Source organism: Streptomyces sp. TAA040, assembly GCF_000424845.1.
The window spans coordinates 269190-285073 of sequence record NZ_AUKR01000006.1; the positions used below are offsets into that span (position 1 = coordinate 269190).

Below are 15884 nucleotides of genomic sequence, written 5' to 3' on the forward strand. Positions count from 1 at the left end.
GGCCCGACGGCCCGCGCGGCCGTCAGCTCCCGCTGCGGACAGGGATGCTCGTGACGAACGGCTGGGACGGGCCCGGATCGGTGAAGAAGTCGTTGCCCTTGTCGTCGACGACGACGAACGCGGGGAAGTCCTCGACCTCGATCCGCCACACCGCCTCCATGCCCAGCTCCGCGTACTCCACAACCTCCACGGACCTGATGCACTCCTGCGCCAGCCGGGCGGCCGGGCCGCCGATCGAGCCCAGGTAGAAGCCGCCGTGCGTCCGGCAGGCGTCGGTGACCTGCTTGCTGCGGTTGCCCTTGGCCAGCATCACGTACGAGCCCCCGGCCGCCTGGAACTGCTCCACGTAGGCGTCCATCCGGCCGGCGGTGGTCGGTCCGAACGAGCCCGAGGCGTAGCCCTCCGGTGTCTTCGCCGGGCCGGCGTAGTAGACCGCGTGGTCGCGCAGGTACTGCGGCATCTCCTCGCCGGCGTCGAGCCGCTCCTTGATCTTCGCGTGCGCGATGTCCCGTGCCACCACCAGCGGCCCGGTGAGGGACAGCCGCGTCTTGACCGGGTGCCGGGACAGTTCGGCGCGGATCTCGTCCATCGGGCGGTTCAGGTCGATCCGGACCACCCCGTCGTCCGGGGCGAGCGAGGCGCCCTCGGTCAGCTCCTCCTCGGTGGTCTCCGGCAGGTAGCGCGCAGGGTCCCGCTCCAGCTGCTCCAGGAACACGCCCTCGGCGGTGATCTTCGCCTTGGCCTGCCGGTCAGCCGAGCAGGACACCGCGATCGCCACCGGGCAGGAGGCGCCGTGCCGGGGCAGTCGCACCACGCGGACGTCGTGGCAGAAGTACTTGCCGCCGAACTGCGCGCCGATCCCGATCTGCTGGGTGAGTGCGAAGACCTGCTGCTCCAGCTCCTCGTCCCGGAAACCGTGGCCCCCCGGCGAGCCCTCGCCGGGCAGCTCGTCCAGGTAGTGCGCGGAGGCGTACTTGGCGGTCTTCAGCGCGTACTCGGCGCTGGTCCCGCCGACCACGATCGCCAGGTGGTAGGGCGGGCAGGCCGCGGTTCCCAGCGAGCGGATCTTCTCCTCCAGGAAGGCCATCATGGCACTCTCGTTGAGGACCGCCTTGGTCTCCTGGTAGAGGAAGGACTTGTTGGCGCTGCCGCCGCCCTTGGCCATGAAGAGGAACGAGTAGGCGTCGCCGTCGGTGGCGTACAGCTCGATCTGGGCGGGGAGGTTGGTGCCGGTGTTCCGCTCCTCCCACATCGTCAGCGGCGCCATCTGCGAGTAGCGCAGGTTCAGCTCCGTGTAGGCGTCGTGGATGCCGTGCGAGAGGGCCGCCTCGTCACCGCCCTCGGTGAGCACCTGCTGGCCGCGCTTGCCCATCACGATCGCGGTGCCGGTGTCCTGGCACATCGGGAGCACCCCTGCGGCGGAGATGTTGGCGTTCTTCAGCAGGTCCAGCGCGACGAACTTGTCGTTGGCGCTGGCCTCCGGGTCGTCGAGGATCCGGCGCAGCTGGGCCAGGTGCTCGGGGCGCAGGTAGTGCGCGATGTCGTGCATCGCCTCGGCCGCGAGCGTGCGCAGCGCGGCGGGCTCGACCTTCAGGAACGTCCGGCCGTCCGCCTCGAAGGTGCTCACGCCCTCCGCGGTGACCAGGCGGTAGGGCGTGGAGTCCGCACCCAGCGGAAGCAGTTCCGTGTACGTGAACGACGGCCGGGACGGGTGGGAGCTGGCAGCCATGAGGCGATCTTCCCTTTCTGTTCGGCCCGATCGGCCCGGAGCGGCCCGATCGACGGCGAGGGCGTCTCACAGCGTAGAACGCCCCCGGCACGGCGGGCCGGGTGAGGTGCGGCCCAGTCCCGTGAGGCGCGGCTCCGCCGACCGCGGAGCAGTGCAGGCCGCCTCACCGGAGGGCCCCACCCCCGGGCCCGCGCACCTGCTGCTGCGCCGAGCGCGCGGCGGCTGTCTCCTGCGCCGGCGCCCGCCCCCTGTCGCGATCTATCGCGTCTCGCTAGAGTGGAGGGGTGAGCGACATCTCCTTCCGCAAGCAGCCCGGCTCCGGCGGACCCGTGCAGACCCCGGATTTCCTGGCCTCCGACGCGGACCGCGATCGGGTGGCGGACCTCCTCCGGGAGGCGTTCGGCGAGGGGCGGCTCGACGCACGGGAGCACGCCGAGCGGTTGGAGGCGGCGTACGCCGCCCGCACGACGGGCCAACTGGAGCCGCTGCTGCGCGATCTCCCGGGCGGTCGGTGGGCGGGGCTCGGCGCGGCGTCGGGCCGCGGCCCGGCCCCCGCCCCCGCGGCGGAGCAGCTGCTCAGCCTGGCCGCGGTCTTCTCCGCGGCCACCCGCAGAGGGCGCTGGCGGGTCCCGCGCCGGATCAAGGCCTACGCCTGCCTCGGCGGAGTGGAGATCGACCTCAGCGAGGCGCTCTTCAGCCACCAGGAGGTGGTGATCACCGCGTACTGCGTCCTGGGCGGCGTCGACATCGCGGTGCCGGAGAACGTCTCCGTCCGGGGCGGCGGAACCGGAATCCTCGGTGCCTTCGAGCTGGAACTCCAGGAGGCGGGGGACCCGCAGGCGCCGGTCGTGGTGGTGCGCGGGGCCGCGGTGCTCGGGGGCGTGCACGTGGTCGCGAGGCGCGGCAAACGACTCCGGGACCTCCACAAGCGCCGCGACTGAGCGCATAAGCGTGCGCACAGCGGGTAGGGCTCCGGGCATCGCCGCTTGCGCGGACACACATGCGAATCGCTGTGCGCGGCAGGCGAAAAAGGGTGACTCCATCGCCGTCGTCAGGAGTAGACCGTGCTGCAACCGCCGCATCAGCCCCTGCATGCCGCTGCAGTGCCCCCGCAGCGAACCCATGCGAGGGACCAAGCGGAAGCCTGGCACTCGGAGGCGGTCTGCCGCCGGGACGAGGCCGGACTGTTCTTCGCCCCGTCCAAGGAGCCCACGGCGGCCCGGCTGGCGCGGGAGCAGGCGGCGAAGCGGGTGTGCGCACGCTGTCCGGTGCTGATCGAGTGCCGTGAGCACGCCCTGGTCCAGCCGGAACCGTACGGCGTGTGGGGCGGGCTGACGGCCGCGGAGCGCCGGGTGGTGCTGGCCCGCCGCCGACGCCTGGACGCCGGGGCGCCCGGCGCCTCCGACCCGGTGGGCTCCGCGGCGCGCCGCATCGCCTGAACCGTCGGGGGCTTCCGCGCAGCTCCGGCGCCCGGACGGCCGCACCGCCCGAACCGTTCCGGCGCCCTGGCCGCCTCGGCGCCCGTCGGGGTGTGCCCGGCAGCCGGACACACCCCGACGGACGGTGGTCTCAGCGGGCCCGGTCGAAGTCGATCGCGCTGTAGGCGCGCAGCTTCGCCAGCCGGTGCGTGGAGTCGATCTGGCGGATGGTTCCGGACTTCGAGCGCATCACCAGGGACTCGGTGAAGGCCGTCTCGGCCCGGTAGCGCACCCCGCGCAGCAGATCGCCGTCGGTGATCCCGGTCGCGACGAAGAAGACGTTCTCCCCGGAGACCAGGTCGTCGGTGTGCAGGACCCGGTCGAGGTCGTGCCCCGCCTCCAGCGCGGCCCGCCGCTCCGCCTCGTCCTTCGGCCAGAGCTTGCCCTGGATGGTGCCGCCCAGGCACTTGATGGCGCAGGCGGTGATGATGCCCTCGGGCGTCCCGCCGATGCCCAGCAGCAGATCCACCCCGGCACCCTCGCGCACCGCCATGATCGCCCCGGCCACGTCGCCGTCGGCGATGAACTTGATCCGGGCACCCGCCTCCCGGACCTCCTTGACGATGCCCTCGTGCCGGGGCCGGTCCAGGATGACGACCGTGACGTCCTCCGGGGCGCAGCCCTTGGCCTTGGCGACCCGGCGCACGTTCACCGAGGCCGGGGCGTCGATGTCCACGTACTCGGAGGCCTCGGGGCCGGTCACCAGCTTGTCCATGTAGAAGACCGCGGTGGGGTCGAACATGGTCCCGCGCTCGGCGACGGCCAGGACCGAGACGGCGTTGGACATGCCCTTCGCGGTGAGTGTCGTGCCGTCCACCGGGTCGACGGCCACGTCGCACTCCGCGCCCGTCCCGTCGCCCACCCGTTCGCCGTTGTAGAGCATCGGGGCTTCGTCCTTCTCGCCCTCCCCGATGACCACGACCCCGTTCATGGACACGGTCGAGACCAGCGTGCGCATCGCCTTCACGGCGGCCGCGTCCGCTCCGTTCTTGTCGCCGCGGCCCACCCAGCGGCCCGAGGCCATCGCGCCTGCCTCGGTGACGCGGACCAGCTCCAGGGCGAGGTTGCGATCGGGGGCCTCCGGGCTGACGTCCAGGGGCGAGGGGAGGGGGTGGTGCTCGGAAGGAGCCGACATCGGGACGCACCTTTCCGCACGGCTGCCGGAACGACGGCCGGGCAGTCAACGGTAGTGAGGGTGGTACGACCTTATCCGCATCCCGCCACGATGAGCAGAGTGGTCGACGGATGAGCGGGGCGGTCCACGGATGAGCATGGGTGTCCGAGCGGTGGAGCGGCGCGGCGCCGGGCGCCGGCCCCGCGGCGCGGGCCCCGTCGGCGGGGTGCGTGTCGGGCCGTTCCGGTACATGGGGGACGATGGGGGCGTGGCAACGACACGAGGCAAGAAGACCGTGCGGGACATGATGCTGTCGATGGCGGTGATCGGGCTGGGTGCCTGGTTCCTCTCTCTCTTCCTCCCGCACGACGATCAGCAGGACCCCGTGCACGAGATCGGCTACCGCACCGAACTGGTCACCGCGCAGCGCGCGGCGCCCTACCCGGTGGCGGCCCCCGGCGGCCTGTCGCAGGAGTGGCGCGCCACCTCGGTGCGCTACCGCGACCAGAGCGAGTACGGCGCCGCCTGGCACCTCGGCCTCGTGGACCCGGCGAACGAGTACGCCGCGGTCGAGCAGAGCGACGGCGACCCGGACCGGTTCGCTGCCGCCGTCACGCACGGTGCCGAGGCGACCGACCGGACGGAGCGGCTGGCCGGCAGGGAGTGGGAGCGCTGGGAGGGCCCGAAGTACGACGCGCTGGTCCTCCGGGAGTCGGACGTCACCACGGTGGTCACCGGGACGGCGCCCTTCGAGCGGCTGGGGCGGCTCGCCGCGGCGCTGGAGTCCGGCGCCGCGGCCGAGGCGGCCGCGCCTGCGGGGCCGCAGAGCACGACCCCGCAGGGCTGACCAGGGCGGGGGTGCGGGCGCGCTCAGATGCTGGTGACGGTGTCCTCGTGGGAGAGCCGCGGGCCGCGCGGACGGAAGGCGTCCGGGCCCGGGTGGCCGATGTTCACGACGAGCAGCGAGCGCTGCTTGCCGTCGCCGAAGAACTCCTTGTCGACGCCGTCGAAGTCGAGCCCGGTCATCGGGCCCGCGGCGAGGCCGACCGCCCGGACACCGAGGATGAAGTAGCCGGCCTGGAGGGTCGCGTTGAAGCCGCCGTGCTTCTCGCGGACCTCCGCGGTGGCGAAGAAGGTGTCCTTCAGGTCGGGCACCACCGGGAACAGCTCGGGCAGCCGCTCGTGGAACTCCAGGTCGACGGAGAGGACGGCGGTGATGGGCGCGGCCCTGGTCTTCGGCCGGTTGCCCTCGCCCATGTGCTGCACCAGGCGCTCGCGGGCCTCGGGGGAGCGGACCAGGGTGACCCGCAGCGGCGACTGGTTGAACGCCGTCGGCGCGTACTTGACCAGCTCGTACACGGCCCGGATCTGCTCGTCGGCGACGGGCTCGTCGCTGAAGGTGTAGGCGGTGTGCGCCTGGCGGAAGAGCAGGTCCTGGGCGGCAGGATCGAGCGGCGTGGCCATGGTGTCCTCGCAGTAGTAGTTCGCATTTGCACTACTACGCTAGCGCGCTGCCTCCGCCCCGCGTGCCCTCCGGTGACGCACCCCACTCCGGGCGCCACCGGACGCGACACGGGCCGGGACCGTCATCGCTCGGGACGGTCCGCCCCGCCGCTCCCGTCGCCCCCCTCCGCGAGCGCGGCGTCCAGCCGGGCGCGGGCCCCGGCCAGCCAGTCGCGGCAGATGCCGGCGAGCTCCTCGCCGCGCTCCCACAGCGCCAGCGACTCCTCCAGCGTCGCACCGCCGGCCTCCAGCCGGCGCACCACGTCCACCAGCTCGTCGCGGGCCTGCTCGTAGCCGAGCGCCGACTCGGAGCCGGCAGTCCCGCTGCCCGTCTCCGGCCTGCTGCCCGTCTCCGGCCCGGCGCCGGTCGCGTCCTCGCCGGTCCCGGCGCTGTCGGTGTCTGTCAACTCTCGCTCCTCGGGAATTCGTCGGTCGGTCGTTCCGGCGCGAGCCGGGCGCCGGGTACCGGGTGCCGTGCTCACTCGTCGCCCGGCGGCGGCGCGACCGTGACCCGGAAGTCGCCCTCCGCGACGCGGGCCCGCAGCAGCTCGCCCGGACCGACCTCGGCCGGGTCGCGGACCGCGCCGCCGTCCTCGCGCTGGAGCACGGCATACCCGCGCCGCAGGGTCTGCGCGGGGGAGAGCGCCACCACCCGGGCCCGGGTGTGGGCCAGTTCCGCGTCCGCGCGGTCCAGCAGGTGGGACAGGGTGCGCCGGCCCCGGACCACCAGCTCGTCCACCCGATCGCCGCGCTCCTCCAGCATCCGGTGCGGATACGCCATCGACGGACGGCTCATCCAGTCGGCCAGGCCGCGCTCCTGCTGCTCCAGATGGGTCGTCACGCAGCGTAGCGCGCGACCGCGGAGCTGGTCGATCCGCAGCCGCTCCTCACCGACGTCCGGCACCACGTCCTTGGCGGCGTGCGTCGGAGTGCGCGCGCGCAGGTCCGCGACCAGGTCCAGCAGCGGGGTGTCCGGCTCGTGGCCGATCGCCGAGACGACCGGGGTCCGGCACTCCGCGACAGCCCGGACCAGCCGTTCGTCGGAGAACGGCAGGAGGTCCTCGACGCTGCCGCCGCCGCGCGCGACCACGATCACCTCCACCTCGCCGTCCGCGTCCAGCGCCTGAACCGCCTCGATGACCTGCGGCACCGCGTGCACCCCCTGGACTGCGGCGTGCCGGACCCGGAAGCGCACCGCCGGCCAGCGGCTGCGCGCCGTCTCCAGCACGTCCCGCTCGGCCGCGGAGGCCCGGCCCGTCACCAGCCCGACCACACCGGGGAGGAAGGGCAGCGGACGCTTCCGGTCCGCGGCGAACAGCCCCTCCGCCGTCAGCGACTTCTTCAGCAGCTCCAGCCGGACCAGCAGGTCGCCGACCCCCACCGGGCGGATCTCCGCCGCCCGCAGCGAGAGCTGCCCGCGCGGGGCGTACCACTCCGGTTTGCCGTGCACCACGATCCGGGCGCCCTCGGTGATCAGATCCGCGACCTGATCGAAGATCTGGCGGTAGCAGGTGACGCTGAGCGACACCTCCTGGGAAGGGTCGCGCAGGGTGAGGAAGACCACCCCGGCTCCCGGGCGGCGGCTCAGCTGGGTGATCTGCCCTTCCACCCAGACGGCGCCGAGCCGGTCGATCCAGCCGCCGATCAGCCGGGACACCTGGCCGACCGGGATCGGTGCCTCGGGGGAGGTGGTGAGTGCCATGCGGACGAGGCTATCGGCCGCCCCGGACAACCGGGTGCCCCGCGGTCCGCCGCACACCCGTGCGCCCTGCGGGGGCCGCGCGGTACGGCCGTACGATGGACGGCATGACTGCTACGACAGCCCGCCGCGTCCTGCTCGCCGCCCCCCGTGGTTACTGCGCGGGCGTGGACCGGGCCGTGATCGCCGTGGAGAAGGCGCTGGAGCAGTACGGTGCTCCCGTCTACGTCCGGCACGAGATCGTCCACAACAAGTACGTCGTGCAGAGCCTGGAGAAGAAGGGCGCCGTGTTCGTCGAGCAGACCGAGGAGGTCCCGCCCGGCGAGATCGTCATCTTTTCCGCGCACGGCGTCGCCCCGGTCGTCCACGAGGAGGCGGAACGCGGCCGGCTCGCGACCATCGACGCCACCTGCCCGCTCGTCACCAAGGTGCACAAGGAAGCCGTCCGGTTCGCCAAGGACGACTACGACATCCTCCTCATCGGCCACGAGGGGCACGAGGAGGTCATCGGCACCAGCGGCGAGGCCCCGGAGCACATCACCCTCGTCGACGGCCCGAAGGACGTCGCCAACGTCGAGGTGAAGGACCCGGAGAAGGTGGTGTGGTTGTCCCAGACCACCCTCTCGGTGGACGAGACCATGGAGACCGTCGACGCGCTCCGCACCAAGTTCCCGCTGATGATCGCCCCGCCCAGCGACGACATCTGCTACGCCACCCAGAACCGCCAGACGGCGATCAAGGAGGTCGCCGCGCAGTCCGACCTGGTCATCGTGGTCGGCTCGAAGAACTCCTCCAACTCCGTCCGGCTGGTGGAGACCGCGCTGAACCACGGCGCCAAGGACGGCCACCTGGTCGACAACGCGGACGAGATCGACGAGGCCTGGCTGGAGGGCGTCGCCACGGTCGGTGTCTCCTCCGGGGCCTCGGTACCCGACATCCTGGTCGAAGGCGTCCTGGACTGGCTGGCCGCACGCGGCTGGAGCGACGTGGACCTGGTGCAGCCGGTCGACGAGCACGTGCAGTTCTCGCTGCCCAAGGAGCTCCGCCGTGACCTGCGCACGGAGGCCGTCGGAAAGCTGGCGGAGCCCGCCGGAACCGCCGAGTCCGCCTGAGCGAGCGTTCTTCGGCGGCCGGGCCCCGCGGGGCCCGGCCGCCGCGCTTGCCGGGCCGGTGACCCTGCGCGCCGGGTCACCGCGTCGGGGCGCTTCCGGCGCGCAGGGCCCGGCGCTTGGCCGCGGCCCGCGCCACCCGGCGCAGCAGCGCCGTGAGCGCGGCGGCCAGCGTGCCCGCGTACACCCAGCCCGCATTGACGGCCAGCGCGGTGACGACGCCCATCACCCGGCCGCCGAACCCGTCCCCGCCCTCGCCGAGCAGCGCGAGACCGCAGACGTAGGCGATGGGGGCGGCCACGGGTGCGGTGAACACGTCCGCCGGGCGCAGGGACAGCGCGGAGGCGACCGCGACCAGCAGGAAGCAGACCCCGTAGAACGTGGTCGAGCCGCCGAACAGCAGGCCCGTCAGCCCGCCGAGGACGAGCATCGCCGCCGCCGTCAGCAGCCCGCCGCCCAGCCCGGTCAGCTTCGGGGCCGGCAGTCGCTGCGGCAGGGTGCGCAGCCCTGCGGCCGCCGAGCCGCCGCGCACGGCCGCCTCCGCGGAGCGGTCCCGCATGGGCCGGGGTCTGCCGCCCGCGGGTACGCCGGCGGCAGACCGGGTCCGGGAGCTGCCCGCGCCGCGCGGCACGGCGGGCTGCGTCGGCGTGGGGTGCGGCGGCGCGGCCTGCGCGGGGAAGGTCCGCCGCCGACTCGGCCGGCTGAGGGGTGCGCTGTGATGCTCCACCGCACCAACGTAGGCCGCCGCCTGCGCCTCCGTACGGCATGGACACACCTTGACGTGATCTGTTCGCCACCTGTTCGAACCGCCGCGACCGCCGCCGGGCCGGTACGGCCGTACCGGCCCGGGGTCGCCCGTAGACTGGTGGACCGGCCCGGCGTCCCCGGGCCGCCCACCTGATCCACTCGCAACGGGAAGTCGCCACGTGTCGCTCACGATCGGAATCGTCGGCCTGCCCAACGTCGGCAAGTCGACTCTGTTCAACGCCCTGACCAAGAACGACGTGCTGGCGGCCAACTACCCCTTCGCCACCATTGAGCCCAACGTCGGCGTGGTCGGCGTCCCCGACCCCCGGCTGGGCACCCTGGCCGAGATCTTCTCCTCGCAGAAGCAGCTCCCCGCCACCGTCGACTTCGTCGACATCGCCGGGATCGTCCGGGGCGCCAGCGAGGGTGAGGGGCTGGGCAACAAGTTCCTGGCGAACATCCGCGAGTCCGACGCGATCTGCCAGGTCATCCGGGCCTTCGAGGACGACAACGTCGTGCACGTGGACGGCAAGGTCTCGCCGGGGAACGACATCGAGACCATCAACACCGAGTTGGTCCTGGCGGACCTGCAGAGCATCGAGAAGGCCCTGCCGCGGTTGCAGAAGGAATCCCGCATCCAGAAGGACAAACTGGTCACCGTCAAGGCGCTCCAGGAGGCCCAGACGATCCTGGAGGACGGCCGAACCCTCTTCTCGGCCGGTATCGCGCAGGGCAGCGAGCGGGCTGAACCGCTGCGGGAACTGCACCTGCTGACCGTCAAACCCTTCCTCTACGTCTTCAACGTGGACGAGGACGAGCTGACCGACGAGGCATTCAAGGAAGAGCAGCGCGCTCTGGTCGCGCCCGCCGAGGCGATCTTCCTCAACGCCAAGCTCGAATCCGAGCTCGTCGAGCTGGAGGAGGACGAGGCGCTGGAGCTGCTCCAGTCCGTCGGCCAGGAGGAGCCCGGTCTCGCGACACTTGCCCGCGTCGGCTTCCGCACGCTCGGACTCCAGACGTACCTGACCGCCGGTCCCAAGGAGACCCGCGCCTGGACGATCTACAAGGGCGCCACCGCCCCCGAGGCCGCCGGCGTGATCCACACGGACTTCCAGAAGGGGTTCATCAAGGCGGAGATCATCTCCTTCGAGGACCTTGTCGAGACCGGTTCGGTCGCCGAGGCGCGCGCCAGGGGCAAGGCCCGCATGGAGGGCAAGGACTACGTCATGCGCGACGGCGACGTCGTCGAGTTCCGTCACGGAGGAACGTCCGGGAGCGGAAAGAAGTGAGAGCCGCGACGGGTACCCGTGCCGTGGATCGGGAGGGCGACGACCATGAGGTCCTCAGGGGCACGAGTGCGTTGCCCTGAGGACCGGCAACCGACGCGTCGTCGGCGGTAGGGCCGTCGCGACGGGTCCGAAAGGGCCGCCACGCGGAGGGAGGCGACGGAACGGGTTCGGCGCTTCCCAGGGCTGCACCACAGGGGTGTGATCGTTCAGCATGCCGACCGTCCGCCCGGACCTGACGACGTGAGGGGCCGGGCCTGGGAGGGGCGGGAACCGTGGTCACGTCGTCGGGGCCGGGGGCTGTGCCGTCGTCCCCCCCCCGCTGGTCTTCCGCCCTGCCGGTCACGGCCACATCCCGCAGGCGGATGAGACGACCACCACGATCAGTGTGCCCCGCCGGTGACCGCCGTGGCCTGCACCGGGCTCCTCACCCTGCTCCGCCTTGCGGCGCGCTTGCGAGCCGACGGCGACACGGGCGCGGCGCTGCCGCACGACCGCGGCGTGGTTGTGCACGACTCGCTGTCGCCGTATGCCGGACACCTGCACCCGTCGGCTGTGCGGGGCCCACCTGGTCCGCGAACTCGCCGCGGCCGAGGGGCGAGAACAGTCCACCGCTCGTCACCCTCTGGCACGTCCGCGCGAGCAGGCTCCTCACGTGCTCCGATACGCCGATGACCCCGCCACGTCCCCCTCACCGGCGACTGCGGCGCACGTGTCCTGCGCCCGACGAAGACCCCGTCGAGGACTTCCGGCTGCCACCAGCCCGAACAGTGCGCGTCGGCCCGGCTCACCGTGCGCTCCTTCGCAGCCCTCCACCGCGCCCTCACCGGCACCCTCTGGACGCCGCCGACTGAGTGTCCGCCCGGCCGGGCGGCACCACATACGCCACCGTCCGAGCCCGTTCCCGCTGCATACTCACGTTCACTCGGGTCAGAGCCTCCGAGGAGTATGGTACCGTTCGGTACAGAACGAAGCATTCTTCGGGCTGCTGCCGTGGCCCGTTGCCCGACTGGGAAGGATCTTCATCGTGGACCTCAAGAATTTTCGAGGCGTCATCACGGGGGCTGGCCAGGGGATCGGCCAGAAACTGGCCATCGAGTTCGCCGCCCGGGGAGCCCACCTCCTCCTCGTGGGGCGTACGGAAGAGACGCTGCGGGAAACGGCGCGTCAGGTCGAGAGTGCCGGTGGCAGCGCGGAAACCCTGGTGCAGGATGTGAGTGCCCCGGGCGCTGCGGAGCGTGTGGCCTCGTTCGTGCAGGACTGGAACGCGGTAGATCTGCTCGTCAACAATGCCGGCAACGTCCGGGCCGGCCGGTTGGACGGCTCCAGTGCCGCCGATCTTCGAGCGATGGTCGACCTGAACCTCGCCGCACCGATTCTGCTGACCCGTGAACTCCTGCCGAAACTGCGTGCCGGCGCCGTAGGCTCCAGAAGTCTCGTGCTGAACATCTCCAGCGAGATCGCACTGGTGGCCATGCCGTTCTATGCCGTCTATGCGGCCACGAAGTCGGGCCTGGCCAGCTTCGGGGAATCCCTGCGACGTGAACTGCAGGGTACCGGTGTGCATGTCGCCACGGTCTACCCGGGGGCCACCGACACCGCCATGATGACCACCCAGAATGCCGACTGGGCTCGTCGACCGGTCGCCGATGTCGTGGCGGACGTCATGGCCGGGCTCTCCGTCGGGGACCACGAGATCAATGCCACCGCCCAGGACAGTCGTGAGATGCAGCAGCTCAACGTCACCGACCCGTTGGCGGTCGATGCCGCCATCGCTCCGGAGCTGGAGGGGCTGGAGGCGGCCGTTCGCGACCACCGCAGCATCTGACCCGTACGGAGCGGCGAGTCGCGCCCCTTTGCCGCGTGAAGACCAGCAAGCGCCACTATCGAGAGGGAGATACCCATGAGTGAGTTTCAGTTGCACACCAAGGACACCGCGCCCGAGGAGAGCAAGGACCTACTCGCGAAGTCGGAGAAGCAGAACGGCATGATCCCCGGCCTGCACGCCGTCATGGCGGAAGCGCCCGGCCTGCTTGAGGGATACCAGACGCTTCACGCGTTGTTCATGAACTCCAGCTTCGACAAGGACGAGCTCACGGTCGTCTGGCAGACCGCCAACGTGGAGCATGCCTGCCACTACTGCGTTCCCGCGCACACCGGGATTGCCAAGGCCATGAAGGTGGACGACGCCATCACGGAGGCGCTGCGCGACGAAACAGAACTGCCGAATGCGCGACTTGAAGCGCTTCGTACGTTCACGCTGGCCATACTGCGTGAACGAGGCGATGTCGACGAGGCCGCGGTTCAGGCGTTCCTTGCCGCTGGATTCACCCGCCGCCAGGTCCTCGAGGTCATTCTCGGTGTCTCGCAGAAGGTGATGTCCAACTACACCAACCATCTGGCACAAACGCCCCTTGATGCGCCGTCCCGTAAGTACGAATGGCGTGGGGGCGAGACGGCGAACTGAGACCGGGGCCAGGCTTCGGGGCGGCCGAGCCCGCGGAAGGGTCGTGCAGGCCGGCTTCAGCTCCCCAGAATCGCGATCGGGTCAGGAACCTCTTCCCGTCGGCGGTCCGGGGCTGAAGCGGTCGGTGCGCTCGCCGGGGCAGGCCGCCTGTCGGTTGCGTGTGGCACCGGTAGGTGAACTACCCACGGCTCCTCCGGAAGTCCGGCGGCGACGTACCGCCAACCGGCAGCGGGACCTCCGCGCGGTCCATTCCCGCCGACTTGACGCGTGGGTTCGCCGTCGGCTCCTCCACGGCCGGGACTGCTGCGTGTGGGACTGCCGCCCAGGGTACCGACGGGTACCGGACCCTTTCGGAGACGTATGATGGAAAGATGAGCGACAGACCACCCGCCACGATCGGTCGCCCCCGACTATTCGACGAAGAAGCGGTGCTTTCCCGGCTGACGGCTCTTTTCTGGCGGCAGGGATACAGCCAGACGACGGTGGCACAGATCGTACAGGCCAGCGGTGTCCACAAGCCCAGCTTGTACAGGACCTTCGGTGGCAAGGACGAACTGTTCGCGAAAGTGCTGCGCCGATACCTCGCCGAGCGGATGCAGATGTTCGCCGACATGATCGAGCAGGCGGGCCCTGGCATCGAAGGTATCCATACATTCCTGGACCTGTTTGAAGCCGACGCGGTCTCCGAACGTGGCCGGGACGGCTGTCTGATGGTGATGGCCTCGAACGAGTTGCGCGGCAGACTCCCTGGGTACGACTTCTCGACCGACTATCGACAGCAGATGGGGCAGCAGATCGAGAACCTCGTCACCCGGGGACTGTCCGGCGCGGAGCCCGATGTCATCCGGTCCCGTGCCGACCTGCTCACCACGTCTCTGCTGGGGCTTCAGGTGATCATGCGTTCCGGTGCCAGCGCCGAGGAGATACGCCGGTACCTTCAAGCTGTGCACCTCGCGGCCGAATCCTGGCGTGCCTGAGCCCGGATCTACCGGCTTGGTTCTGGAGTGGTCGATTCGAGGGAGTTTCGGTCCGTGGGTGAATAATCTGCGAGTTCGGGCATGAGGTGGCCGCTGGTCTGCCCAGCTTTTCCACACGGTCGTAGGTTTCGGGACCTTTCGGGTGGATCGGTCAGGGTGTGTCGGTGGGTTGGTAGCGCGTGCGCGCTGTTGAAGAGCTGGGTGAGGTCCGTTCTCCAGGGCCAGTGTTGGGGCAGGTGCAGGGTGAGGCGGCGGGCAGAGCGGGCCAGGCGGGCGGGGACGTTGATCAGGTGGTCACGGATGGTGGCGGTGGTCGCTCTGGTATGGAACGCGCCGGCCAGTACGCCGGTGGCGCGGGTCAGGCTGTGTGCCAGGGCTGCCAGGGCGAGCCATGCGGCGTTGGCCTGGAAATGACCGGACGGCGCGTGGGCGAAGGCGCTGTTCCTGACATCGGCGATCACCTGTTCGACGACGGCGTGCCGTCGGTGATCACGCTCGGCATCGTTCAAGGAGAGCGGGGGTGGGTGAACGCGGCGTGGTAGCGCCAGGTGTCGAACAGCGTGCCCTGTCCGGCGGGGACGGCCTCAGCACTCAGGCGTTTGACGCGGTGCACGATCAGACGGGCGGTGGCCTGCTGCTTCTTCGGTTTGGACATGAAGGCGGTGTAGGTGGTCTCGGCCATCTCGGCGTCGGAGAGCCGGCACTGGTCCTCCTCGTCCCAGGCCGGGTGGGGGTACGTGATCGGCGTCCAGGCGTCCTCCTCGATGCGGGCGATGGCGGCCTTGACGGAAGCGTTCATCCGGACCGTGACCGAGAGACGGGCGCCGTGCGCCCGGCAGGAGTTGACGACGTCAGCGCCGTGGAACGCGGAGTCCGCCCGCATCACCAGCAGGCTGTTCGCGCCGCAGGCGCGGGCGGTGCGGATGGTCTCGGCCACGAACGCCGCTGCCCCGCGTGCGGAGTTCGAGGGTCCCTTGCGCTGTCTGGTGGCGGCGATCACCGGGGCGGACAGGGGTGTGGAGACGATGCCGGGGAGCGCGTTCAGGCCCCTGACCTTGCTGTATCCGTAGCCGGAGCCCTGTGTGGAGTAGCCGTAGGTGCGGCGGATGGTGTCGTCGATGTCCACGTAGGCGACCTGCCCGGCGCCGGTCAGCAGCGGGGTGTGTCGGGCCAGTTCGGGCAGGAACCGGCGGGCCGCGGCGTGCAGTTGTTTCACGTGCCCGTGGGTGAAGGAGCGCAGAAACGACCCCAGCGTGGACGGGGCCCGCACCCCGGAGAACAGGCGGCCCGTCGCGCCGTGCCGCAGCCGGTCCATGTCATCGATGCTGTCCGCTCCGGCGACCATGCCGCTCACCAGCGACATCACTTTCGCCGCGGGGGAGGCACCGGGGCCGTCCTTCGAGGCCGGCAGACGTATGTGCTCCCCGACCAGTGCGGGCAGGCCACACCGCTCGGCCAGCCGGGCGCTTTCCCCCGGCCGGGACGTCGGTGCAGCCCGAGGATCCTCCACCCGTGAGGCTCGGCCGATGGTTTCGTCCATGAAGCCAACGCCTCACGCAACGTGGGGGGGCAGGCCAGTGGCACCGATCGTGTCGGTCAGCAGCACCGCACCCGCAGACGAGACCCGTGGAACGGGGCGACGTCCGCACGCGGACGGAGGAGCAAGGACAGGGGAGAGCGGAACACCGGAAAGATGTTCCACCCAGCGGATCGCCACGCGTCTCGACAACCGTATGATCCCAGGTCGGGAGTACCGTTCTCTCCGCCGCCCACCA

At 71.1% G+C, this 15884-nt stretch carries 14 protein-coding genes and 1 pseudogene; 8 read left to right on the plus strand and 7 right to left on the minus strand.

The window, feature by feature from the left end; all coding sequences use genetic code 11:
• Positions 1 to 22: 22 nt before the first annotated feature.
• On the minus strand, positions 23 to 1729 hold the full coding sequence (locus tag H300_RS0106925) for a fumarate hydratase (RefSeq protein ID WP_028426860.1): 1707 nt from the start codon (positions 1727 to 1729) through the stop codon (positions 23 to 25).
• 284 nt (positions 1730 to 2013) lie between these two features.
• On the opposite strand from H300_RS0106925, the gene H300_RS0106930 reads away from it, so the two are divergent.
• Complete coding sequence (locus H300_RS0106930; protein ID WP_028426861.1) at positions 2014 to 2670, plus strand: DUF1707 and DUF2154 domain-containing protein; 657 nt, start codon at positions 2014 to 2016, stop codon at positions 2668 to 2670.
• Between the two features lie 123 nt (positions 2671 to 2793).
• Entirely contained in the window at positions 2794 to 3168 is a 375-nt protein-coding gene (locus tag H300_RS0106935; protein WP_028426862.1) for a WhiB family transcriptional regulator, read from the plus strand.
• A 130-nt stretch (positions 3169 to 3298) separates the two neighbouring features.
• Here the strand turns inward: H300_RS0106935 and glpX are convergent, their stop codons facing one another.
• The gene (glpX, locus tag H300_RS0106940; protein ID WP_028426863.1) at positions 3299 to 4342 is read right to left on the minus strand and encodes a class II fructose-bisphosphatase; all 1044 of its coding nucleotides are present in this window, start codon (positions 4340 to 4342) and stop codon (positions 3299 to 3301) included.
• 247 nt (positions 4343 to 4589) lie between these two features.
• Between glpX and H300_RS0106945 the strand changes: the two genes are divergently transcribed.
• Positions 4590 to 5168: a DUF4245 domain-containing protein gene (locus H300_RS0106945; protein WP_486583593.1), complete on the plus strand. Its 579-nt coding sequence runs from the start codon at positions 4590 to 4592 to the stop codon at positions 5166 to 5168.
• Between the two features lie 23 nt (positions 5169 to 5191).
• Here H300_RS0106945 and H300_RS0106950 read toward each other — a convergent pair whose 3' ends face one another.
• From H300_RS0106950 to xseA, 3 genes are all read right to left on the minus strand, one after another.
• On the minus strand, positions 5192 to 5785 hold the full coding sequence (locus H300_RS0106950) for a malonic semialdehyde reductase (RefSeq protein ID WP_028426865.1): 594 nt from the start codon (positions 5783 to 5785) through the stop codon (positions 5192 to 5194).
• 122 nt (positions 5786 to 5907) lie between these two features.
• Positions 5908 to 6231, minus strand: a complete 324-nt coding sequence (locus H300_RS32215) for an exodeoxyribonuclease VII small subunit (RefSeq protein ID WP_078515766.1) — start codon at positions 6229 to 6231, stop codon at positions 5908 to 5910.
• 71 nt (positions 6232 to 6302) lie between these two features.
• Positions 6303 to 7526, minus strand: coding sequence for an exodeoxyribonuclease VII large subunit (gene xseA / locus H300_RS0106960; RefSeq protein ID WP_028426866.1), 1224 nt, complete (start codon positions 7524 to 7526; stop codon positions 6303 to 6305).
• Between the two features lie 104 nt (positions 7527 to 7630).
• Between xseA and H300_RS0106965 the strand changes: the two genes are divergently transcribed.
• Positions 7631 to 8635, plus strand: coding sequence for a 4-hydroxy-3-methylbut-2-enyl diphosphate reductase (locus H300_RS0106965; RefSeq protein ID WP_037979370.1), 1005 nt, complete (start codon positions 7631 to 7633; stop codon positions 8633 to 8635).
• A gap of 76 nt (positions 8636 to 8711) precedes the next feature.
• Here the strand turns inward: H300_RS0106965 and H300_RS25395 are convergent, their stop codons facing one another.
• The gene (locus tag H300_RS25395) at positions 8712 to 9191 is read right to left on the minus strand and encodes a DUF6542 domain-containing protein (protein WP_078515767.1); all 480 of its coding nucleotides are present in this window, start codon (positions 9189 to 9191) and stop codon (positions 8712 to 8714) included.
• Between the two features lie 367 nt (positions 9192 to 9558).
• Here H300_RS25395 and ychF point away from each other — a divergent pair, with 367 nt between their 5' ends.
• From ychF to H300_RS29160, 4 genes are all read left to right on the plus strand, one after another.
• The gene (gene ychF, locus H300_RS0106980) at positions 9559 to 10668 is read left to right on the plus strand and encodes a redox-regulated ATPase YchF (RefSeq protein WP_028426869.1); all 1110 of its coding nucleotides are present in this window, start codon (positions 9559 to 9561) and stop codon (positions 10666 to 10668) included.
• Positions 10669 to 11692: 1024 nt separating this feature from the next.
• The gene (locus tag H300_RS31415; protein ID WP_028426870.1) at positions 11693 to 12493 is read left to right on the plus strand and encodes an SDR family NAD(P)-dependent oxidoreductase; all 801 of its coding nucleotides are present in this window, start codon (positions 11693 to 11695) and stop codon (positions 12491 to 12493) included.
• A gap of 75 nt (positions 12494 to 12568) precedes the next feature.
• Complete coding sequence (locus H300_RS0106995) at positions 12569 to 13132, plus strand: carboxymuconolactone decarboxylase family protein (protein WP_028426871.1); 564 nt, start codon at positions 12569 to 12571, stop codon at positions 13130 to 13132.
• A 371-nt stretch (positions 13133 to 13503) separates the two neighbouring features.
• Complete coding sequence (locus H300_RS29160) at positions 13504 to 14109, plus strand: TetR/AcrR family transcriptional regulator (protein WP_028426872.1); 606 nt, start codon at positions 13504 to 13506, stop codon at positions 14107 to 14109.
• A gap of 188 nt (positions 14110 to 14297) precedes the next feature.
• Here H300_RS29160 and H300_RS25405 read toward each other — a convergent pair.
• Positions 14298 to 15649: pseudogene (locus tag H300_RS25405) on the minus strand (IS1380 family transposase); the annotation flags it as partial.
• Between the last annotated feature and the right edge of the window lie 235 nt (positions 15650 to 15884).